Source organism: Achromobacter spanius (assembly GCF_003994415.1).
Taxonomy (GTDB): Bacteria; Pseudomonadota; Gammaproteobacteria; order Burkholderiales; family Burkholderiaceae_B; genus Achromobacter; species Achromobacter spanius_C.
Map to the genome: position 1 here is coordinate 5,859,753 of NZ_CP034689.1, position 20,725 is coordinate 5,880,477.

Consider the following 20,725-nt stretch of genomic DNA (forward strand, 5'->3'; position numbering starts at 1 on the left):
AGGGGACCACCATGACAACAACGCCGCATTCCTCCCCACCCCAGACCCAGTCCCTGCGTGACCTCGTCGCCCGCGCGCATCACGAACTGTTCACGCTGCGCGACACCGGCGCACTGGAGCGTTATTTCTCGCCGCGCTTCATCGAGCATTCGCCGCTGGTGAAAGACGGCGCGGACGGCCTGTTCACGCTGGTACAGGACCATATCGACCTGCACCACGAGGTTTACCGCGTGCTGGTGGACGGCGACCTGATCGCCATCCATGGCCGCTACACCGGGCTGGGCGAGCAAGCGCTCGTGGGCTTTGACATTTACCGCGTGGCCGACAACCGCATCATTGAACACTGGGACGGCCTGGTTCCCGAAGCCGCGCCCAACGCCAGCGGCCGCACCCAGTTGGACGGCCCCACGCAGCCCCGCCCCGATCAAGATGCCGAGGCCAACCGCGCGCTGGTCCTGGCGTTCTTCACCCGCGCCCTGATCGATGGCGACTACACCGCCTTCAACGATTACTGCAACGGCGTAGGCTTTCACCAGCACAGCCCCGACATCGCCGACGGCACCGTGGCCGTGGTCAGCTTCCTGAACCAGTTACGCGAAGCGGGCCAAGGGCTGCAATACAGCCGCGTGCATCGCAGCGTGGCCGAAGGCGATTTCGTGCTGACGCATTCCGAAGGCAGCATCGCCGGCGAGCGCCATGCCTACTTCGAGCTGTGGCGCGTACAGGACGGCAAGATCGTCGAATTATGGGACGCCATCACGCCCGTGCCAGACGACAGCCAGGCGCTCCATCGCCACGGTATCTTCTAGCGCGGCCATGGCATGATGCACGTTTTCCATTCCCGCCCCGGAGTCCCGCCATGACCGCCCACGCCATCGTCTATGCCCCGATTGGCCAAGGCACGCGCTCGGAGCAGGTCGTCGAACGCTTAAGCAACGCGATCGTCGCCGGCCTGCTGCATGCCGACGAGCAACTGCCTAACGAGAACGAGCTTTCGCGCCTGATGGGCGTGTCGCCCGTGACCATGCGCGAAGCCCTCAACACCTTGCGCGCCCGGCAGTTGATCGACACGCGGCGTGGGCGCAATGGCGGCAGCTTCGTGTGCCCGGTGCCAGCCCAGATGATGCACGACCGCCATCCGCTGCGGCTGGCCACCGCCGGGGATCTGGCCGATTTGGGCGAACTGCATTGCGCCGTGGTCGGCCACAGCGCGAAGCTGGCCGCGCAACGCTCCACCGCCGATGAGCACTTGCGGCTGGCGCGCGAGATCGATCAATTCGAGGCGGCGACCGACCCGCAGGCACGTGCACAGGCCGACATGCGCTGCCTGCTGATGTTGGCCACCCACGCGCAGTCCGCGCGCTTGGCCAACCAGGAGCTTGGAATCCAGGCGGAATGGGCGCCGCTGGTCGCATCGATTTACGCGCATGCGGGGGTGCACGCCGGCATCGTGCACGCCTACCGCCGCCTGCAGGCGGCGCTGCGTGATGGCGACGAGGCTGCCAGCAGCGCGCATGCCCAGGACATGATCGGCACACAAACCGACCACCTGCTTGAACACAAACTGCGGTTGGACGCCACGGCGCCGCCGCCACAACAGACCTAGGACCGCTGACGCTGGCGGCAAGCCTGGGCAGAGGAGACGGCAGATGAACGAAGATGCGCATATCGACCGAGCCAACGGCATTCTGGAATGCGTCTTGAACGACGCGCAGAACACCGCGGGCGCGTTGGCCGAGGCGGCGGCCCAGATCCTGTCGGGGCAGACCCCGACGCCGGGCAGCGGCCTGCGATTGTCAGGCGAACACCGCCGCGCGCTGCAAACCCATATCCAGGTAGCGCTGCAACTCAACCCCTGGTGCAACGGCGCGGGCTTTGCCAGCTACGCGGCGCCAGCCGGGCTGGACGACGGCTACTGGACGCTGGAATGGTGGCAACAGGAGGGCCCATCGATGCAGCAGGCGCAGTTGGATCGCAACCAGGAAACTCGGCGGCGCCTGGACTTCCGTGCCTTCGCCTGGTTTGACCAGCCCGCGCGCTGCCTGCGCCCCGTCGTGGAAGGCCCTTACGTGGACTACATCTGCAACGGTGCCTACACCATCACCGCCGCGCATCCCGTCCTGGTGCAGGGCGCCTGCGCGGGGGTTACCGCCGTTGACGTGCTGGTCGCAACGCTGGACCGCATGCTGCTGCCGGCCTTGCACCCTATCGGCAAACCGGCGCTGGTGCTGAACGCCGATTCGCGCGTCGTCATGTCCACCGCCCACCGCATCCGCCCCGGCAGCTTGTGGCGGCCGCAGCAGGGGGACCGCCTGATCGGCCCCGCCCGCGCGCTGCGCCTGGCGGTACTGGCCGCCACGCCGCTGCGCTCGGTCTTCGCCTCCCCTCGGGCCGTTGCGCGCCACAGCAGCACCAACAGCCCTGGCAGCCAGGCCAGTTCAACCCGCCAAACCCGCCCCAACTCTTGACGGGCTGATCGCAGGCGGGCCACGCCCGCCCCTCTCATTGTCTTGACAGTTTCCCGCCGCCTGCGCCTGCCCCGGCGCGGATGGCGCACATCTTTTGCAAACCGGAGAACCTTCATGAAGTGGTATCTGCAAGCCCTTAAACACTACGCCGTCTTCGAAGGACGCGCGCCGCGCCGCGAGTACTGGATCTTCGTGCTGTGCCAGATCTTGATGGTGCTGGCGATTTCGGCGGTGGAACGCGCGCTGGCCATCGCCAACCCCGAAATCCTGTTCGGCTGGTACACGGCGGGCTTTCTGCTGCTGACCTTTGTTCCCGCGCTGGCGGTAACGATCCGCCGCCTGCACGACACCGGCCGCAGCGGATGGTGGGGCCTTCTGCATGCCGCGCCGGTCATCGGCACGCTGCTGTTGCAGGCCTTCATGCTGCCCGCCGGCGCCCCGGGGCGTAACCGCTACGGCCCCGCTCCCTCCCCCGCAACGGCCTGAGCCGCTCTCACCGCCTTCAGGAAACTCGACATGACATTGAATCGACGTGAATTCATCCTCAAGACGGCGGCCGCCTCGACCGCGGCATCCGCCGTCGGTGCGCTGGGCTTGTGGCCGGCGGCCTCCTCTGCCCTGTCCTCCACGCCACTGGCCACCGTACCGTTGGACAACACGGCCTTGCGGCCCGCTCAACTGCTGCAAGACGCGCGCAAGATTCCCACCCAACTGGGCATCGACCCGCGCATCTGGAATTGGCGCCATGACGCCAGCCCGTCCGACCCCATGCCCGCCAACTATTACGAGGCGTCGCTGTCCGAATGGCCGGCGTTCGGCTCGCTGCCCGGCGACCTGGATTGCGAGGTCGTCGTCATCGGCGGCGGCCTGCTGGGCGCGTCCACCGCGCTGCATCTTGCCGAAGCCGGCGTGGAAGTCGTGCTGATCGAAAAAGACCATATTGGTTCGGGCGCCTCGGGGCGCAACGGCGGCCAGATGACGCCCGGCCTGGCGCGCTGGGAAGCCGGCACCATGCTGGACAAGCTCCCCCTTGAGGATGCCCGCCGCCTGTGGCGCTTTGCCTCGGTTGAAGCCATGGAGACGGTGGATGGTCTGCGCGACCGCTACGGCTTTGACTGCGACCGCAAGCGCGGCCACATCACGGCGGCCGTACACGCGGGCCACATGGGTGCGCTGGTGGAAAACGCCGATGCACGTCGCCGTCTGGGCGACGATGCCGTCAAGATCATCGGCAGGCACGAACTGAAAGACCAGTACGTCAAGTCCGACATCTATTTCGGCGCCGCCATCGACGACGGCGGCGGCCAGGTACAGCCGCTGGCCTTGTTGCGCGGCCTGGTCCATGCCTTTGTCAAACTGGGCGGGCGGGTCTACGACAACACCACCGCGCAAGCCATTGAAGAGTCGCCGGGCAGCACGCTGGTCAAGACCGCGCAAGGCGCAATCAAGGCGCGCCGCGCCGTGGTGCTGGCCGTGCACAGCGCCACCTTTCAGTTCATGCCGGGCAGCGCCACCACCGTGCCCTTCTTCACCTATGTGGCCGTCACCCCGCCGCTGGGCGACACCCTGGATGCGCTGATTCCTTCAGGCTTGCCGGTCTACGACACGCAACTGCAAATTGACTACTACCGCCCGGTACGCAACAAGCGGCTGCTGTTCGGCGGCCAAGGCACGGGCAACTCGTGGTCGCCGCGCGACGTCAACAACTACCTGCTGGACCGCATCAAGACCGTGTTCCCGCAGTTGGAAAAACCGGAACTGGAATATTCCTGGAGCGGCATCAGCGACCTGACCTTGAACGGCGCCACCGACAGCCGCAAGAGCGCGGGCGACGTGCCGGTGTACATGGTGCATGGCTGGAGCGGCCACGGCGTGGCGCAGACGGTGCGCATCGGCCGCGCCATCAGCGACGACCTGACTGGCTGCAACACCGACTACGCCATGCTGACGCGCTTTGACCACGCGGGCATTCCGCTCGGCCGGCATTTGTCGCCGGTCGCCATTCCGCTGATCAAGGGCGCGTTGGGTGTGATGGGCCTTATCAACCCGGCCGACATGGTGTCGTTCTAGGCCGCCACGCGCGCGCGGCCCCGGTCCAGCGCCGCCAAGGCCAAGGCCAACAGCAGCAAGGCCGCGGCCAAGGCGTACGTCCACCGCATGCCCGTCGCCAAGGCGGTGGGCGATGCGGCTTGGAGTTCGCCCGCGCCAGCCGCCCAGGCGAACACCGCGCCCATCACCGATGCGCCCGTAATGAAGCCCAGGTTGCGAGACAGGTTCAACACGCCCGATACCGCGCCACGCTGGTCCGCGCCCGCGCTGGCCATGACGGCGCTGCTGTTGGCGGCCTGGAACAGCGCGTAGCCGCTGGTGATGACCACAAGCGGCGCCACGTATTCCGCCACGCGCGCCATCCCTGCCACTCCGCCCATCACAAGCGGCACCCAGGGCAGCAGGATCGCACCTGTCGCCATTGCGGCCAAGCCGGCCAGCATCACGCGCTGCGCGCCATAGCGGTCCACTGCGCGTCCGGCCGGCACGCCCACCAGCGCCGCCACGACCGGCCCGCAAGACATCACCAGCCCAACCCGCGCCGCGTCCAAACCCAACGCGCCCGCCAGGTAGAACGGCCCAACCACCAGCGTCGTCATCATCACCGTGGACACCAGCGCGTTGGTCGCCACGCCCGCCCGCAGCGTGGGCTGACGGAACAACGCCAACTGAATCAAGGGCGACGCCGCCCTGGCCTGCAACCGCACAAATGCCACCGCCGCCACCATGGCCGCCAACAGCAGCACGGCATGGTTTCCGCCAAAGCCGCCACCGGCCGTCATCGCCAGCGCATATGCCGTAATGCCTAAGGCCAGCAGCAGCGAACCCTTCACATCAAAGCGCGCGCGCGGCTGGCTGGCGGGCTGGCGGTCCGCCGGCAGATAAGACCAGGCCAGCACGAACGCGAGCGCGCCCAGGGGCAGATTGATCAGGAAGATAAGCGGCCACCCCCAAGCACTGATCAGCAGGCCGCCCAAGGTGGGCCCGAGCGCCGTGCCCACCGCCGACATGCTGCCCAGCAGCCCCATCACGCTACCGGTCTTTTCCTTGGGCGCGGCGGCGCTGGCGAACGCCATCGTCAACGCCATCATGACGGCGGCGCCCAGACCTTGGACCGCACGCGCCCCGATCAAGCCCATCAAACCTCCCAACCACGGTGACCCGCCGCACAGCGCCGACCCCACGGTGAACAAGGAGATACCCACCAGCATCAGACGCCGACGCCCCATCAAGTCGCCCAGGCGGCCCACACTGACGATCAGCGTGGTGATGGCAAGCAAGTACGCCAGCACCACCCATTGCACGTCTTGAAAGCGCGCCTCGAACGCTTGCGCAAGCGTCGGCAACGCGACGTTGGCAATACTGGTCGCCAGCGCAGGCAGCAGCATGCACAAGGACAGGCAGGCCAGAAGGGGAAAGGATGGGATAGTCGAGGACGGTTGGGTATGCATGGTCAGCCCTGCAAGAAAATCGGGCCGCCAACACGGCGCCCTCAACACATCCTATGCCTTGCCCATACCAGGCGGAAGACGCAGCATTTGCATTGAATACTTGCACATGACGCCATGACAAAACCCGCAATCAGGCACGCATCCATGCTACGTTTGCGAGCATGGCCACGCCCGATCTCAATCTGCTTATCACCCTGGATGCCTTGCTTGACGAAGGCAGCGTGGCGCGCGCCGCGCGGCGCTTGCGCCTGAGCCCGTCCGCCATGAGCCGGGCCTTGGCGCGGCTGCGCGCCACCACGGGCGACCCGCTGCTGGTGCGCGCCGGGCGCGGGCTGGTGCCCACGCCACGCGCCCTGGCGCTGCGCAGCCATGTGCATGAACTGGTGCAAGACGTAGAAGCCGTGCTGCGGCCTGCCGAAGCATTGGATCTGGCGCGGCTGGATCGTACCTTCGCGTTGCGCGCCAGCGACGGCTTTGTCGAGAATTTCGGCGCCCGGCTGCTGGCCCGCATTGGCGACGAAGCGCCCGGCGTGCGCTTGCGTTTCATGCAGAAAACCGACAAAAGCAGCGCGCCGCTGCGCGAAGGCGAGGTAGATCTGGAAACCGGCGTGGTGGGCGACGCAGCCAGCCCCGAGCTGCGCACGCGCGCGCTGTTTCAGGACCGCTTCATCGGTGTCGTGCGCGCGGGCCATCCGCTTGTCAGCGGCAAGATCACGCTGGCCCGCTACGCCAAGGCGCAACACATCCTGATGTCGCGCCGCGATCAGGACAAAGGGCCAGTGGACGAGTCCCTGGCTGCCCTGGGGCGGCAGCGGCACATCGCCACCTTGGTGGGCGGCTTCTCGGCCGCGCTGGCGCTGGCCCGGGAAACGGACCTGATCGCCACCGTGCCGGAGCGGCACACCGGCACGCTGCGCGCCGGCATGCACAGCTTTCCCCTGCCCTTTCCCGTGCCGGCGTTTACCGTGTCAATGCTGTGGCATCCCCGCATGGACGGCGACGCCGCGCATCGCTGGCTGCGCGCTTGCGTGCTGGACGCCGTCCAGTAGCCCCCGCGCGCAGCCGCTTGCGCTTACTTCGTGGCGCTGGCCGCCAAGGTGTTGAACTGCTTGTCCAGCTCGGCCAGGGACTGGTTGATGTGGGCGCGGCGATCCTGAATCCACTTGCCCTGCGCGCTCAACTGCTCACGCGCGGCCTTCAGCATGCGGTCCATCTCGGCAGGTTGCGGGCCGCCGATGGTGGCGCGGTTCTTCACGATGGCCACCGGGTCCAGCGTCGAGCGGAATTCCGCTTCGCTCATCGGCAGTTCCTTGGCGTACTTGGAGTCTTTCATCGTGTCCGCGTAAATGCGGCGGGCCTGCTCATACGGAAAATCCAACGGCTTGATGTTGTTGGCGCGGGCGTAGCTGACCACTTCGGACGCAAAGTGGTGGCCGTCGCGGAACGGCAGCTTGTACTTGCGCATCAACACATCGGCCAGCTCCTGCGACGCGGTCCAGTCGCTGTTCAGTTCTTCCAGCGCGCGCTCGGGGCTGATGACCATGGCCTTCAACACGCGGTCCCAGCGCTTGAGCGCCGAGATGCCGCTGTCCACCATCGCGGAATTCTGCTTCACGTCCTTGGGATCGCTCATGCCCGGCGTGATGTTGTGCGTCTGGATGGCCGGCCCCATCGCCAGCGTCAGCGCGGTAGAGGCGTCGCTGCGGGTAGAGTTCAGCAAACCCGGGTTGCGCTTTTGCGGCATGGCGCTGGACACATAGGTGTTGTCGCCCCCCTCTTGCAGCAGGATCCAGGGGCGCGACTGCGCGTACTGCGTCATGACGTCTTCAACGAAGTTGCCTGTGCGCAGCGCGATGCTGGTCACGATGGACGCCACTTCCACGGGCTGGTCCATGGACGAGATCTGCGAAGCATCGTAGGCGTTGTCCACCAGCGCTTCAAAGCCCAGGTACTGCGCCATGCGCTTGCGGTCCAGCGGCCAACTGGTGCCATTGAGCACGGTGGTTCCCATGGGTGAACGATCGATACGCACATAGGCTTCGCGGATGCGGTCTGCGTCACGCGCCAGGCCCGCGGCCTGGCCCAACAGGTAGTGGCCATAGCTGTTGGGCTGCGCGGCCACACCATTGGTGTAGTTGGGCACGACGGTGCCGGCGTGCTTGGAGGCCAGCTCCACCAGCGTGGTGGACGTCTTGTTCAGTTGGTCGGCCAGCTCCAGCAGCTTGTCGCGCAGGATGGCGCTGCGATAGGTCGCGTGCATGTCCTGGCTGGAACGGCCGGCGTGCAACAGCGTGATGTCTTCGCCCGCCGCCTTGATCAGCAGGGGTTCGAAGGTAATGACGGTGGCGGGGCGCTTGCCGCCGGGCTGATTGCCGTCATGGATCACCTTGGCCACCCCCGCCGCCAAGCGCGGCGCCATGGACTTGTCCAACAGCCCTTCATCGGTATTGATGACGGCGGTGGCTTTGTTGATTTCCCCCAACCAGAAGAAGGGATCGCGGGGAGTGGCGGGGGCTGCCGCCGGCTTGGCGCCCGCAGCCGGCGCTGCCTGGGCCAAGGCGGCGTGCGCACTCAGCGACAAAACCAGGGCGGCGCCCAGGGTAGGGAAAAACTGTCTCATGGCGTTCTCGTTTTTGGGGGTGGTCCGGTAGTTTATGGAAAAGCCCCTACGCCGAAAACCCAGAGTTTCACGCATACCCATCGCAAAACAAAAAGGCCCCTGCCATCCCGAAGGCAGGGGCCAAGCCGGCGCGCGGGCGACAAGGTCGCCCAGCACTCCGCGACAGGCGGATTCAGCTTGCCGTCATGGCTTGTGGATTCGATGCCGCACGCACCGCTTAGCCCGCCGAATCCAGGCGCACCTGCACGCTGTCAGCGTTGTAGACAGCGGTGGCCTTGAAGCCGTTGACCGTGATGCCGCCAAACGTGCCATGCACCTTGTTGGCGCGCAGCACCGTGATCGTTGCACCCACCCGCGGTGTGTAACCGGAACGGAAATCAACGTTCAACTGCCCCGCTAGCGCGGCATCCGCGTGCACCGCGATCTGGCCGGCCTCATCGTCGCCGATCAGGGTTTGCAGAACGCCCGCCGAGGTCTGCGTATAGCTGCCCTGCACCTGCACGGCATCGACGGCATTCAGCGCCAAGACGCCGCCGCTGAGGTACACCGCGCCATCGCCCAGCGCCTTGGCCGAGTCGGCGCGCAACGTGCCACCGGCAACCACGGTGCCGCCGGTGTAGGTGTTGGCGCCCGCCAACCCCAGGGTGCCGGTGCCGCTCTTGGTGAGCTTGCCCGCGCCCGCGATGTCATTGCGCCACACGTCCAGCGCATTGAAGCCGCCACGGCTGGCGGTCATGGTCACGTCCACGTCGCCATTGAAGGCGCCGTAGCCATCGCCCGCCGCGAACAGGTTCAAGCGGCCGAAGCCTTCGGCGTCGTCAATGACCGGATAGCCCGAGGGCAGCGCCGTGGTCTTCAACACCACGCGGCGTTGCTCGGCCGTCAGATACGGCAGGCGCGTTTCCAGCATGACCTCGGCGCCCTTGGGCACGACGGGCGGCTTGCCGGTGTCGCCAATCTGCGTGAAGGCGAACGTCAGGCGGCGACGGTACTCAGCCTTGTTCGCGGCATGATCCGCAAAGCGGTCCTGGCTGACATCCTGCGAATGCGCGAAGGCCAGGAATTGTTCCGGCGTGCTGGCGCCCACGGCGGCCATCAAGGTCTGGTGCGCCTGCGCGTAGGCGACCGAGCGCGTGCCCTCGCTGGCGGCGTAGATGTTGGCCAGCGCCGATGCCTGCCCCAGCATGCGGCCGCTGATCACGTCCAGCGGCGAATGCATGCCGGCGATGATGCGGCTTTCACCCAGTTCCAGGCCGCGCGCCAGCAATTCGTGGAAACGCTCCGGCACCAGGTAGGCCATGCCGATGGCGTTGCGCACGGATTCCGCCGTGTGCCCGCTGGGGTAGCCGCCATCGGTCGGGGGAGTCAGGCTCTTGGCGGGTTCAAGCGTGGGCACCACCTGCACGCTGGCGCTCCAGCGCCACGGGCGCGCGTACTTGAAGTAGCGCTTGCTTGGCTCGGTAGACGCATTGCCGCCCATGCTCTGTACAAAGGCGATGACGTCGCCAAAGGCCGGGTTGGCGGCACCACTTACCCCGGTGTTGTTGCCGGTGTCGTCGTACTTCACGGTGGTGGCGTCGGGCGCCACGTCGTTGATGCTGGTGGTCTGCTGGGCAGCCGTGCGCCAGAAGGGCGTCAATGGGCCCAAGCCATCGGTCACGCTGTAGTTCTTGCCGCGCCGATCATCCAGATAGGCGGCCGTGGCCTGCTCCGGCGTGCGGGCTGCGGTGGTGCGCACGACGAAGTCGATGTTCTCGTCGTGCACGGCCTTGTTCTTCACGCGGCCATCGGTGGCGTCGCCGGGTATGCCCGTCCAGTCCGACGCGATGATGCCCGGAAAGCCGTCGGCGCCCGCCGCGGTAACACCGGCATCCACCAAGCGCGTGCGCGGCTCCCAGATGTCCAGGAAGCCGCCCAGCACACGCACGCCGGCATTGGTTTCCAAGGTGGCGTAGCGCGGGTCGCCGCGCTGGTTCGTGCTGGCGAAGTCAACAAAGGCGGGCGCATCGGGCACAGGCGCGGTATCGACTCGGCCCAGCCCGGCGGGCGGCGCCGGGATGACATAGGCAACATCGTTCTGATCTGACGCGTTGTCGTCATCGCCGCCGCAGGCGGACAAGGCCAGAACAACCGCCAGGGACGTTGCGCGCAAGGCGTAGGCAGGAAGCCGCCTGCGCAAGGGTCGTGCTTGAATCATCGGGATCAACCAGACTGGTTAGAGAACGCAGCATGGTAGGTAGAGAATATTTACGCCCGATGACATCCCGCTTGCCAAACCCGCATCTTGCGCGTCATGGCGGATCGGCCGTGGCCACGCCTGAAATATAGGGATCGAAAAAACTGGCCGCGCTCATGCCCGGAATGTACTGATCCGAGATATACGCGCGGCAGCGCTGCATGAACGCTTGCGTCAGGCGCGAAGGCTTCATCGGTTTGTAGGTGGCCAGGCCCAGCAGCATGGGGCGTTGCTCGCCAGCCAGGCGCAGGCGCACCAGGCGCTTGCCGTCCAGGGATTGGGTCGACTTCGGCCGCACGTTGAATAGCGCGTAGCCGATGCCGTTGGCGACCATCGAACGCACCACGTCTTCAGAACGCGAACGCGCCACGATGTTCGGTTCCAGCCCGGCCTTGGAGAACAAGGACAGAAAATATTCGCGGCTCATGGGCAGGTCCAGCAACACCATGGGCAGTTGCGCCAGCTCATCCAGCGTGACGGCAATCTGCTGCGCAAGCGGGTGCAGTTCGCTGACCAGCACATGGGGCGGCATGTGCGCCAGCGTTTCAAAGCTGATCTCTTCGCCCAATTGCAGGTCGTAAGTCAGCGCCACGTCTATGTCCAGCGTATGCAGCTTGTTGATGAGCTCTTGCTGGTCGCCCTCGGCCATATGCAGCTCGACTTTTTCAAACGCGCGCGAAAAGCCAAAGATGACCTCGGGCGCGATCATGGCCGCCAGCGGCTGAAAGCAGCCCACGCGCAGCACGCCCTGGATCGCGTCCGTGGAGTTAGATGCAATCTCGTAGAGCTTGGTGGCGCGCTCCAGCAGGTCTTCGCATTCCTGCATGACCTGCATGCCCAAGGGCGTCAGCGCCAGGCCCTTGGAGGGATGCCGCACGAACAGTTGCACCCCAAGCTCGGTCTCGATGTGGGCGATGGCCGCCGAGATGGACGGCGGCGAGATATGGATCTGGGCGGATGCCGCGGCGATGCTGCCATGCTTGGCAGTCGCCACGAGGTACTCCATCTGGCGCAGGGAAATGCGATTGAGCATGGTCCAACTTGAGGGAACAGGGAATCTTGCAGAGTATCCGGTCTGCCCAAGGTGATGGACAATTTTTTCCTCAGTTTTACAGGTCGCCCGGCACGCCGAAGCTTGGCGCCTCGCGCGGGTCCCGCGCGCGCGTCACGTAGGCCGCAAGCTGGGGCTCGTAGATTTTCCAGGCGTCGTACAGCGCTTCCACCGGCCCCGCCTCTACCCAATCCAGGCGCAGGTCCACGATGGGCCAGTCCAGGTCCTGATAAACCAGCAGGCCAGCCGAATGCACCGGCCCCGCTTCCCCACCCGCCGACTGGCCAGCCAGCAGCGCCTGCATCAGACGTTCGGCCAGCGCGCCCTCTGCCCGCTCGAACGCGGCCAGCATGGCGCGCGGCACGTCGGTGCTGGCGAGCATGTTGCCGGCGCAGGCCGCATGCACACCCGCCGCGCTGGCCAGCACGCCCAGCGCGCTGGCGCCGGTGTAGATGGCAGGCGGGTGCGTGGCGTCTATCGCCATCAACTGGCGATACGCGATGAAAGGCCGTTCCTGCAAGCCATCCAGCGCTTGTTGCGGACTATGCCCGGCTGCCATCAGGTCCAGCGCCAGCGGCCCCAGCGCGGGGTCGGTGATGTTCTGACTGACGGCAGCCCCCACGCCCGCGCGCGCACGGATGCAGCGCGAGGCCACGGCGGGCGAAGACGACGAAACGGCCGCGCCAAACTGGCCGGAGGCTGGGCAGCGGGCAATGATCGAAAAGGTCATGGTTGTTGGCCTGGGTGGAAATCAGTCGGGGATGACGGCGGTGGCGTCGATTTCGACCAGCCATTCGGGCCGCGCCAAGGCCGACACCACGATGCCGGTGGACACCGGGAATACCCCCTTGAGCCAGCGCCCCACCACGCGGTAGACGGCCTCGCGGTAGCGCGGATCAATAAGGTAAATGGTGATCTTGCAGATGTCCTCGAGTTCGCCACCCGCCTCCTTGAGCAGCATGGCGATGTTCGCCATGGCCTGCTCGGCCTGCCCGGCGGCGTCGCCGATGCACACGCTTTCAGAGGTATCCAGGTTCTGTCCGATCTGTCCCCGCAGGAAGACCGTGCTGCCCCGGGCCACCACGGCCTGGCACAGATCGTTGTCCAGGCTCTGTTCGGGATAGGTGATCTTGGTGTTGAAGGTGCGGATGCGCTTGTGTTTCATGGCTGCGTCGTGGGAGGGGTCAATGGTGGCCCCCATCTTCAAACCCGGACGGCGCCAGCGGCTATTTGTTTTTTCCTTTGCCCACTCTCGGAATTTCCGACTCAGGCACCGCATGGCCGCGCCTCAGGAAATTCGAGCCAGGCCGAAGGAAAAGGCGACTTGGCCCGCGCCGGCCCCTCTTCCATCATCTGGCTTCCAGTCGGAAGCGCTCGGCGGAACCAACATAGACAAGGGGATTTCAATGATTCGCAAACTTACGGTAGCCGGCCTGCTTGCCGGCGCGCTGCTTGGCAACGTCGCCTGGGCCCAGGACGCGCTGGTGGTCAGCACCTGGGGCGGCAGCTTCCGCGACCTGATCGACGAGAACATCGGCAAGGAATTCACCCGCCAGACCGGCGTGCCGGTCAAGTACATCACGGGCGGCACGATCGACCGGCTCAACAAGGCCAAGCTGAGCAAGACCCCGGAAAGCGACATCACCTTCACCACGTCGCACATTGGCTGGCTGTATGTGGACGGTGGCCTGTTCGAAAAGCTGGACACCGCCAAGCTGCCCAACTACGCCAACCTGGTGGACCGCGCCAAGGTCAGCCCGTATCACGTAGGCAGCTGGGCCTACGTGTACACCATCGGCTACCGCCCCGACCTGACACCCAAGAACATCAAGTTCGATAGCTGGAACGACCTGTGGAACCCCGAGCTCAAGGGCAAGCTGTCGGCGCCGGACTTCGACCCGAGCCACATCATCAACGTGTCGGCCATGCTGTCGGGCGGCGACGCCAAGTCGTGGGAAAAAGGCCAGGACAAGCTGCGTGCGCTGAAGCCGAACTTCAAGGCCTTCTACACCAACGACGCCAACAGCCAGCAACTGATCGCCACCGGCGAAACCCCGGTGCAGATCCTGCTGTCGATGAACGCCTATTACATGATCAGCCAGGGCGTGCCGATCAAGGTGGTGATGCCCAAGGAAGGCGCCGTGCTGGGCATCGACACCATGGGCATCATGAAGGGCAGCACAAAGGCGGACCTGGCCTACAAGTTCATGAACATCGCCTTGTCGCCCGAAGTGCAGTCCAAGATCGTGGCCTTCAAGAAGGCCAGCCCGGTTGTCACCAACGCCAAGGTATCGGCCGAGGACGCGGCGCTGCCCGGCGTGTTCACCACCAAGGAACAGTGGGACACGCAGGCCATCGTGATCGACGACAAGCTGCGCGCCGAGAAGACCGCGGAATGGCGCAAGTGGTTCACCGAAAACATCATGAACTGATACCGCGCCGGTAACTCCGCGCCGGTTGCACCGCGCCGGTTGCACCGCGCCCATGTCCCGGCCATGCCCATGGCGGGACACGGGCGTTTCCAGCAAGCATCAACGCATTCGGATTGACAAGCCCCTATGAATACACGTTCCAGTCTGCGCGGCTGGTTGATCTCGCCGGCCGGCCTCGTCGCGGTATGCATCTGCGTGTCGATGGCGGCGGTGCTGCAATTCAGCGTGCGCGCCTTCATTCCCGGCTCTTTGGATGTGGGCGGGCTGACGTTGGCGAATTTCTCCGGGCTGGGCAAGTCCGTCTACCTGTCCGCCTTCGCCAACACGCTGCTGCTCAGCATCGAAACCACGGTCTGCTCTTTGCTGGTGGCCTACCCGCTGGCCTACGCCATGGTGCGGGTGCGCAACCGCCTGCTGAAATCGTTCATCCTCATCGTGTCGATCACGCCACTGTTCCTGGGTGAAATCGTCCGCACGTACTCGTGGATCATCGTGCTGGGCAGCAACGGCTTCATCAACACGGTGCTGCGGAAAATTGGCCTGATCGATCTGCCGCTGAACCTGATGTTCACACACCTGGGCGTGCTGATTGCGTTGGTGCATGTGACGATACCCGTGGTGGTGCTGATGCTGGCCACCGCCATTTCGCACATCAACCGCGACTATGAAAAAGCCGCGCAAAGCCTGGGCGCCGGCCCCGTGCGCACCTTCCTGACCGTTACGCTGCCGCTGTCCATGCCGGGCATCATCGCCAGCATCACCACGTCGTTCGCGTGGACGTTCAGCGCATTTGCCACGCCGCAGATGATCGGCGGCGGTCGTGTACCGACGGTGTCGACACTGGTCTACCAACTGGGCTTTTCTTCCATGAACTTTCCCCTGGCCGCGAGCCTGAGCGTTGCCGGCCTGACGTTGACGGTCGTGTCGCTGATGCTGCTGGGCCGGGCCACCAAGCGACTCAAAGCAATGGGAGCGCACTAGCATGGCCATCAAACATACCCTGCCCTTGCCGCTGCGCATCGGCGTGCCGCTGCTGATCGCCCTGATCCTGGCCTTCGTGCTGTTGCCCGTGGTGGTGGTGACCCTGGCGTCGTTCAACGACAAGGCGCTGCTGACGTTTCCGCCCGAAGCCTGGTCGCTACGCTGGTTTGAACGGGTGTTCACGTACCCGGACTTCCAGCAGGGCTTTCGCGCCAGCCTGATCGTGATGGTCTGGGCGTCGTTCCTGGCGCTGTTCATCGGCACCGCGCTGGCCATCGCCGTCAAGCGCATGGGCTTTCCCGGCAAGGACATGTTGCAGGCGATCTTGCTGTCGCCGCTGGTGATCCCCCATTTCACGCTGGGCCTGGGGCTGCTGATTCTGGTGGCGCAGTTTGATATGGACCGGGGCTACGGCCTGGTCATCCTGTGCCATGTGATGCTGGTGTTGCCCTTCGTGATGCGCAGCGTGTATGTGTCCATGGAGAATATCGACGAACGCTTGGAACAGGCGGCGGCCAGCCTGGGCGCGTCGCCCTTGAAGGTGATGTTCACGGTGACCGTGCCCTTGCTGGCGCCCGGTCTCTTTGGCGGGTGGTTGTTCGCCGCCATCATGTCGTTCAGTGAATTCACCGCGTCGCTCTTCGTCACGACGCAACTGACGCAGACGCTGCCGGTGTCGATGTACAACTACGTGCGTGAATTCGCGGACCCGACCCTGGCCGCGCTATCGGTGGTGTATATCGCCGTGACGGCCAGCCTGCTGGCGCTTGCCAACGCCTTCCTGGGCCTGGGCAAGATCCTGAATATCGAAGAGGTGGAGTAGGCGGCCGGCGATCCGGCGGCCGGCGATCCGGCGGCCCGGCGCCCCAGCGCTTAGTACCCGCGCGACGGGTCGATCTGGTTGGCCGGGGCATCGCCGCGCGAAACACGCGCAATGTTCTCGGCGATCTGCGCCGCCGCCGATGCCGGAATGGCGACAGACGCCAGATGCGGCGTGATCAGCACGTTGTCCATGGGCCAAAGCGGATCATCGCCGGGCAGGGGCTCGCGTTCAAAGACATCCAGGGTTGCCGCGCCGATATGCCCGCTTTGCAGCAGCGTCGTCATGGCCGCCTGGTCTACCAGCGCGCCGCGCGCCACGTTGATCAGCGCGGCCCCGCGCGGCAGCTTTTCAAGCCGTGTCCGGTTGAGCAGACCACGCGTTTGCGGCGTCAGCGGCAGCATGATCACCAGGATGTCGGCTTGAGATATCACCGTATCCAGCGCGTCCATACCCGCGTGGCACTGCACCCCCGCGATCTGGCGCGGGCTGCGCGACCAGCCCAGCACAGTAAAACCCTGGCGTTGCAGCTCATGGGCCGCATACGCGCCCAGTTCCCCCAGGCCCAGCACCGCAACCCGCGTGTCCTCTGGCGAGCGCGGGTGCCGGTACGCCCATTCCCCACGGCGCTGCGCCTGTTCAAACCAGGGGATATCACGCGCATGGCGCAGCGTGGCGAACAGCACGTAGCCCGCCATCATGCGGGCCATCTGCGGGTCGGTGATGCGGGTAATGGGTACGCCGGCCGGAAGATCGTTACGGCCAACCAACGAATCCACCCCCGCGCCCAGGTTGATGATCAGGCGCAGGTTGGACATGGGGTCGAAGAATCCGGCGGGTGGCTTCCAGGCCAGCGCGTAGTGGATGGCGGTGGGGTCGTCGACCTCGCTCTCGTGTAGGATGCGCAACCGTGGCATGCGCGCCTGCAATGCCTGTTTCCACGCGGTGAAATCGTCGAACTGGCTGTAGAAGACCATCGCGCCAGACGGCGCGGCGAGGCTTTCGATGTTGCTTGCCGTGTTGCTTGCCGAGTTGCTTGCCGTGTTGCTCGCGGTGTTGCTTGACGTCATCGGTATCGCCTTCTCAAGCCGGCCGCGCAATCAGGCGCGACATGGCTTCAATGGCCAGCTCGTAGCCCTCGCCGCCCAGCCCCGCGATGACGCCGTCGGCCGCTTTGGAAATGTAGGAATGATGGCGAAACGCTTCGCGCCGCCAGATGTTGCTCATGTGGACTTCGATGATGCGGCCGGGAAACGCCAGCAGGGCATCCAGGATGGGAATCGAGGAATACGTCAGGCCCGCGGTGTTGATGATGATGCCTTGCGCATCGCCGCGCGCTTCCTGGATCCAGTCGATCAGCTGGCCTTCATGGTTGGATTGCACGAAATGCAGTTGCAGGCTCAGGCTGGCCGCCTTCTTTTCGCAACGGTCGCGCAGCGCCGGAAAGCTCTCGGCGCCATAGGTCTTGTTGGCGTCCAGGCCGTATAGATTGGCGTTCGGGCCGTTGAGAAACCAAACGATGGCAGGAGTAGAGGAATTCATGGCGGTGCGACCTCAAGCTTCATGGGGAAGGGTTGCCTGCATGGCGGGGAGCTTGCGAAACGCCGCTTCCCATTGCATGGCGCGCGGATGGCCGGTGCGCCAGTCCAGTTCAGGAAAACGAAAATCCAGATAGCCCAGCGCGCAGCCCAGGGTGACTTCACCGATGGTGGGCGCTTGCGCGGCAAGTGCAGCGCCCTGCGGGTCGGTCAGCGGGTTGATCAGGTCGCTGGCCTGCTGTTCGATCTGCTCCAGGCAGGCGCCGACCTTGACCAGTTGCGCATCGCGCCACACCGGCCATTGATATTCAGCCGGCCGGGCCGTGCGTTCATAGCGCGCCAGCAAGGCCGCGTCCAGCAGCCCATCTCCCAACGCCTGTTGCGCCAGGGCGACCCAGCGGCGCGGCCCCACGGCGGGGAACAGATCGGCGTTGCCGCCCAGGTGGGCCAGGTATTCGCAGATGACGCGGCTGTCGTACAGCGCCTGGCCATCGGCCAGGATCAGCGTCGGCACCTTGGCCAAGGGGTTATGGGCGGCGATACGGGCATCGCGCCGCACCGGGTTGGCCGCGCTGTCCAGCCATTGGATCTGATCCGCCACGCCCGCCACATGCGCGCAAACCATGACTTTTCGGACGTAGGGGGACGTGGGTGCGTAGAGCAGTTGAAGCATCTAGGGTCTATTCCTTTATCGCGAACGCAAAACGAACAACGCAACGCCTCAAGGACGCAATACGACCTTGCCGAAGACGTCGCCGCTTTCCAGTAGGCGGTGCGCCTGCGCCGCCTCGGACAGCCGCAGGCTGGCGTGCACACGCGGGGCGATGCGGCCGTCCGACACCAAGGGCAACACGTGCCGTGTGATGGCCTGCGCCATGCGCGTTTTCTCTTCGGCGCTTTGCGGCCGCAGCGTTGATGAATGCAGGCTTAATTGCTTTTGCATCAGAGCCAGCAAGTCGATGCTGACTTGCGACCCTTGCAGGAAAGACAGGCTGACGTGGCGGCCGCCAAAGGCCAGCGCCTGCAGGTTGCGCCGCACATAGTCGCCGCCCACCATGTCCAGCACCACGTCCACGCCCTGCCCCTGCGTGGCGTCCAGGCAGGCTTGCACGAAGTCCGTGTCGCGGTAGCACACGGCCTGGGCCGCGCCCATCTCGCGCAAGGTCGGCAAACGGTCCGCGCGCCCCGCCGTGGCCACCACCCGCGCGCCCGCCGCGTGCGCCATGCGGACGGCCAGCGTACCAATGCCCCCCGCCGCGCCATGAATCAACACGGTCTGGCCCATGCGCAGGCGGCCAAGCTCAAACAGGTTGTGCCACACGGTGTACAGGCCTTCGGGCAGGGCCGCCGCCGCGTCATCGTCCAGGCACGCCGGCGCCACAAAGGAATGGTCGACGCGCGCCACGCACCAGGGCGCATAGCCGCCGCCCGGCAACAGGCTCATCAGTCGTTGCCCCAGCAGCGCTTCAGGCACGCCGGGGCCTGCGGCGACGACCTCGCCGCAGGCTTCCAGGCCCAGCACGTCGGTCACGCCGGCTGGCACGCGCGCGGCCCCTTGCCGTTGCATGATGTCGGGCCGGTTGACGCCGGCTGCACGCACGCGCAGCAGCACTTCGCCGGGGCCCGGCACGGGCACCGGCCTTGCCGCCAGCGCCAGCACGCTGGCGTCGCCGGGTTCGCGGGCGACCACGGCCTGCATGGTGGAAGGAACGACGGTCATGTTGGGCATTACGACACGTTGAACACGCTGATGCCCTGGCCGGGCAACGCCAGGCCGGTCACCGAGCCCACCGGCCAATGCTGCAAGGCGTCCAGCCCCGCGCTGCGCACCATCACGCGCTGGTGGCCGGCCACGGGGATATCCACGTCGATATAGGAATCAATGTGATCCCCCTGGAACACATGGTTCACGACCGTGCCGCTAAGCACGGATTCGCTATGCAGGCTCTCAAGCCGGATCTGTTCTGGCCGCACATAGATGTCCAGGCGGCGGCCTTCGTGCGAGCCGCCCACCAGCCGGTCTCGCGCCACGCGGATCAGGCCCGCGCCCAGGCGCAGCAAGATGCCGTCCGGATCAGACCCGTGGTAGTGCGCGGGCAGGATGTTCACATCGCCCAGGAACGAGGCCACGAACGGGGCTTGCGGATTGCGGTAGAGCTCGTCAGGCGTGGCGATCTGGCGGATGACGCCGCTGGACATCACCGCGATGCGATCCGACATGGCCAGCGCCTCGCCCTGATCGTGCGTGACGAACACCGTGGTCACGCCCAGCTTGCGCTGGATCTCGCGAATTTCCACCTGCATCGAGCCGCGCAGACCCTTGTCCAGCGCCGAGAACGGCTCGTCCAGCAGCAGCACCTTGGGGCGTATCACCAAGGCGCGCGCCAGCGCCACGCGCTGCTGCTGGCCGCCGGACAGCTCGCGGGGCTTGCGTTCGCCCAACCCATCCAGCTTGACCAGCGCCATGGCCTCTGCCACGCGCTGGGCAATCTCGTCGGCCGGCATCCTTCGCATGCGCAGGCCATAGCCAATGTTGCGCGCCACCGTCATATGGGGAAACAGCGCGTAGTTCTGGAACACCATGCCAATCTGCCGCTGATAGGGCGGCAGATCCGTAACCAGTTGATCTTCGATGAAGATCTCGCCGTTGTCCGCTTGCGCGAAGCCCGCGATCAGGTTCAAGAGCGTGGTCTTGCCGCAGCCTGACGGCCCCAGCAACGTCAGGAATTCACCACGCCGGATCTTCAGCGACAGCTCCTGCAAGACCGTCTGCTGACGGTACTTCTTGACCACTCCTTCCAGGCTCACCGCGCTGGACGATTTTGGGGACACGGGGCTGTTCTGCATGGCGGCTCTATCTGTTGCGCGATGCTTTGCAGAATAAGGGAAGCGGGGTCCGTCGGCCGTTTGTGGATATTGATGCGGTCCATCGGAAAAAACGAAACGAGGTCCTGGCTCGGTTCAGAGCGAGTGATTTGCTTTTTCCTAAGCCCAGCGTCCAAAAAACCAAGTTATCAAGCGCGGACATCTGGCTCACACTGCGCCGCATCGATGCACGTATGCGGTCTTGAACCTTCTT

General features: G+C 65.5%; 20 protein-coding genes. 9 read left to right on the forward strand and 11 right to left on the reverse strand.

All coding sequences use genetic code 11. The annotated features are described in order from the left end of the window. Positions 1-11: 11 nt before the first annotated feature. The 5 genes from ELS24_RS26760 (at position 12) to ELS24_RS26780 (ending at position 4,538) form a co-directional block, all read left to right on the forward strand. On the forward strand, positions 12-809 hold the full coding sequence (locus ELS24_RS26760) for a nuclear transport factor 2 family protein (protein WP_127185853.1): 798 nt from the start codon (positions 12-14) through the stop codon (positions 807-809). Between the two features lie 50 nt (positions 810-859). Further along, on the forward strand, positions 860-1,606 hold the full coding sequence (locus ELS24_RS26765; RefSeq protein WP_050445717.1) for a FadR/GntR family transcriptional regulator: 747 nt from the start codon (positions 860-862) through the stop codon (positions 1,604-1,606). A 43-nt stretch (positions 1,607-1,649) separates the two neighbouring features. Beyond that, entirely contained in the window at positions 1,650-2,468 is an 819-nt protein-coding gene (locus tag ELS24_RS26770; RefSeq protein WP_205736940.1) for a cache domain-containing protein, read from the forward strand. A 114-nt stretch (positions 2,469-2,582) separates the two neighbouring features. After that, positions 2,583-2,954 (forward strand): DUF805 domain-containing protein, encoded by a 372-nt coding sequence (locus ELS24_RS26775; RefSeq protein WP_050445716.1) that lies wholly within the window; start codon positions 2,583-2,585, stop codon positions 2,952-2,954. A 30-nt stretch (positions 2,955-2,984) separates the two neighbouring features. Then, positions 2,985-4,538 (forward strand): NAD(P)/FAD-dependent oxidoreductase, encoded by a 1,554-nt coding sequence (locus tag ELS24_RS26780; protein WP_127185854.1) that lies wholly within the window; start codon positions 2,985-2,987, stop codon positions 4,536-4,538. On the opposite strand, the gene ELS24_RS26785 is transcribed toward ELS24_RS26780, so the two are convergent. Beyond that, the gene (locus ELS24_RS26785; RefSeq protein ID WP_240669395.1) at positions 4,535-5,968 is read right to left on the reverse strand and encodes an MFS transporter; all 1,434 of its coding nucleotides are present in this window, start codon (positions 5,966-5,968) and stop codon (positions 4,535-4,537) included. The genes ELS24_RS26780 and ELS24_RS26785 overlap by 4 nt on opposite strands. 161 nt (positions 5,969-6,129) lie before the next feature. Between ELS24_RS26785 and ELS24_RS26790 the strand changes: the two genes are divergently transcribed. After that, entirely contained in the window at positions 6,130-7,017 is an 888-nt protein-coding gene (locus tag ELS24_RS26790; RefSeq protein ID WP_127185855.1) for a LysR family transcriptional regulator, read from the forward strand. 23 nt (positions 7,018-7,040) lie between these two features. Here the strand turns inward: ELS24_RS26790 and ELS24_RS26795 are convergent, their stop codons facing one another. The 5 genes from ELS24_RS26795 to ELS24_RS26815 all read right to left on the reverse strand — a co-directional run bounded on the left by ELS24_RS26795 (position 7,041) and on the right by ELS24_RS26815 (position 13,040). Continuing rightward, positions 7,041-8,588: an argininosuccinate lyase gene (locus tag ELS24_RS26795; RefSeq protein WP_127185856.1), complete on the reverse strand. Its 1,548-nt coding sequence runs from the start codon at positions 8,586-8,588 to the stop codon at positions 7,041-7,043. Between the two features lie 217 nt (positions 8,589-8,805). Then, positions 8,806-10,785 (reverse strand): acid phosphatase, encoded by a 1,980-nt coding sequence (locus tag ELS24_RS26800; RefSeq protein WP_127185857.1) that lies wholly within the window; start codon positions 10,783-10,785, stop codon positions 8,806-8,808. A 94-nt stretch (positions 10,786-10,879) separates the two neighbouring features. Then, entirely contained in the window at positions 10,880-11,857 is a 978-nt protein-coding gene (locus ELS24_RS26805) for a LysR substrate-binding domain-containing protein (RefSeq protein ID WP_050445710.1), read from the reverse strand. A gap of 76 nt (positions 11,858-11,933) precedes the next feature. Beyond that, positions 11,934-12,605, reverse strand: coding sequence for a DUF1028 domain-containing protein (locus tag ELS24_RS26810; RefSeq protein WP_127185858.1), 672 nt, complete (start codon positions 12,603-12,605; stop codon positions 11,934-11,936). Between the two features lie 21 nt (positions 12,606-12,626). Continuing rightward, positions 12,627-13,040, reverse strand: coding sequence for a RidA family protein (locus ELS24_RS26815; protein ID WP_127185859.1), 414 nt, complete (start codon positions 13,038-13,040; stop codon positions 12,627-12,629). Between the two features lie 241 nt (positions 13,041-13,281). On the opposite strand from ELS24_RS26815, the gene ELS24_RS26820 reads away from it, so the two are divergent. From ELS24_RS26820 to ELS24_RS26830, 3 genes are all read left to right on the forward strand, one after another. Continuing rightward, positions 13,282-14,307: a polyamine ABC transporter substrate-binding protein gene (locus ELS24_RS26820; RefSeq protein WP_050445708.1), complete on the forward strand. Its 1,026-nt coding sequence runs from the start codon at positions 13,282-13,284 to the stop codon at positions 14,305-14,307. 126 nt (positions 14,308-14,433) lie between these two features. Further along, complete coding sequence (locus tag ELS24_RS26825) at positions 14,434-15,288, forward strand: ABC transporter permease (RefSeq protein WP_127185860.1); 855 nt, start codon at positions 14,434-14,436, stop codon at positions 15,286-15,288. A gap of 1 nt (position 15,289) precedes the next feature. Beyond that, positions 15,290-16,111, forward strand: coding sequence for an ABC transporter permease (locus tag ELS24_RS26830; protein WP_050445706.1), 822 nt, complete (start codon positions 15,290-15,292; stop codon positions 16,109-16,111). 50 nt (positions 16,112-16,161) lie between these two features. Here ELS24_RS26830 and ELS24_RS26835 read toward each other — a convergent pair whose 3' ends face one another. Genes ELS24_RS26835 through ELS24_RS26855 form a run of 5 tightly spaced genes read right to left on the reverse strand, consistent with a single transcriptional unit; the run spans position 16,162 to position 20,493 of the window. Next, a complete protein-coding gene (locus ELS24_RS26835; protein ID WP_232311978.1) occupies positions 16,162-17,178 on the reverse strand; it encodes a 2-hydroxyacid dehydrogenase in 1,017 nt (338 codons plus the stop codon). Positions 17,179-17,191: 13 nt separating this feature from the next. Next, positions 17,192-17,650, reverse strand: coding sequence for a type II 3-dehydroquinate dehydratase (locus ELS24_RS26840; RefSeq protein ID WP_127185861.1), 459 nt, complete (start codon positions 17,648-17,650; stop codon positions 17,192-17,194). A gap of 12 nt (positions 17,651-17,662) precedes the next feature. Further along, positions 17,663-18,319 carry a glutathione S-transferase family protein gene (locus tag ELS24_RS26845; RefSeq protein WP_127185862.1) on the reverse strand — a complete coding sequence of 219 codons (657 nt, stop codon included), beginning with the start codon at positions 18,317-18,319 and terminating at the stop codon, positions 17,663-17,665. Between the two features lie 48 nt (positions 18,320-18,367). Then, positions 18,368-19,366, reverse strand: a complete 999-nt coding sequence (locus ELS24_RS26850) for an NAD(P)H-quinone oxidoreductase (protein WP_127185863.1) — start codon at positions 19,364-19,366, stop codon at positions 18,368-18,370. Positions 19,367-19,374: 8 nt separating this feature from the next. Then, a complete protein-coding gene (locus tag ELS24_RS26855; protein ID WP_127185864.1) occupies positions 19,375-20,493 on the reverse strand; it encodes an ABC transporter ATP-binding protein in 1,119 nt (372 codons plus the stop codon). Positions 20,494-20,725: the final 232 nt, after the last annotated feature.

Bases quoted from the DNA above. Each gene is read 5' to 3' on its own strand.
- ELS24_RS26760 (WP_127185853.1), top strand. From the start codon at position 12: ATGACAACAACGCCGCATTCCTCCCCACCCCAGACCCAGTCCCTGCGT.
- ELS24_RS26765 (WP_050445717.1), top strand. From the start codon at position 860: ATGACCGCCCACGCCATCGTCTATGCCCCGATTGGCCAAGGCACGCGC.
- ELS24_RS26770 (WP_205736940.1), top strand. From the start codon at position 1,650: ATGAACGAAGATGCGCATATCGACCGAGCCAACGGCATTCTGGAATGC.
- ELS24_RS26775 (WP_050445716.1), top strand. From the start codon at position 2,583: ATGAAGTGGTATCTGCAAGCCCTTAAACACTACGCCGTCTTCGAAGGA.
- ELS24_RS26780 (WP_127185854.1), top strand. From the start codon at position 2,985: ATGACATTGAATCGACGTGAATTCATCCTCAAGACGGCGGCCGCCTCG.
- ELS24_RS26785 (WP_240669395.1), bottom strand. From the start codon at position 5,968: ATGCATACCCAACCGTCCTCGACTATCCCATCCTTTCCCCTTCTGGCC.
- ELS24_RS26790 (WP_127185855.1), top strand. From the start codon at position 6,130: ATGGCCACGCCCGATCTCAATCTGCTTATCACCCTGGATGCCTTGCTT.
- ELS24_RS26795 (WP_127185856.1), bottom strand. From the start codon at position 8,588: ATGAGACAGTTTTTCCCTACCCTGGGCGCCGCCCTGGTTTTGTCGCTG.
- ELS24_RS26800 (WP_127185857.1), bottom strand. From the start codon at position 10,785: ATGATTCAAGCACGACCCTTGCGCAGGCGGCTTCCTGCCTACGCCTTG.
- ELS24_RS26805 (WP_050445710.1), bottom strand. From the start codon at position 11,857: ATGCTCAATCGCATTTCCCTGCGCCAGATGGAGTACCTCGTGGCGACT.
- ELS24_RS26810 (WP_127185858.1), bottom strand. From the start codon at position 12,605: ATGACCTTTTCGATCATTGCCCGCTGCCCAGCCTCCGGCCAGTTTGGC.
- ELS24_RS26815 (WP_127185859.1), bottom strand. From the start codon at position 13,040: ATGAAACACAAGCGCATCCGCACCTTCAACACCAAGATCACCTATCCC.
- ELS24_RS26820 (WP_050445708.1), top strand. From the start codon at position 13,282: ATGATTCGCAAACTTACGGTAGCCGGCCTGCTTGCCGGCGCGCTGCTT.
- ELS24_RS26825 (WP_127185860.1), top strand. From the start codon at position 14,434: ATGAATACACGTTCCAGTCTGCGCGGCTGGTTGATCTCGCCGGCCGGC.
- ELS24_RS26830 (WP_050445706.1), top strand. From the start codon at position 15,290: ATGGCCATCAAACATACCCTGCCCTTGCCGCTGCGCATCGGCGTGCCG.
- ELS24_RS26835 (WP_232311978.1), bottom strand. From the start codon at position 17,178: ATGACGTCAAGCAACACCGCGAGCAACACGGCAAGCAACTCGGCAAGC.
- ELS24_RS26840 (WP_127185861.1), bottom strand. From the start codon at position 17,650: ATGAATTCCTCTACTCCTGCCATCGTTTGGTTTCTCAACGGCCCGAAC.
- ELS24_RS26845 (WP_127185862.1), bottom strand. From the start codon at position 18,319: ATGCTTCAACTGCTCTACGCACCCACGTCCCCCTACGTCCGAAAAGTC.
- ELS24_RS26850 (WP_127185863.1), bottom strand. From the start codon at position 19,366: ATGACCGTCGTTCCTTCCACCATGCAGGCCGTGGTCGCCCGCGAACCC.
- ELS24_RS26855 (WP_127185864.1), bottom strand. From the start codon at position 20,493: ATGCAGAACAGCCCCGTGTCCCCAAAATCGTCCAGCGCGGTGAGCCTG.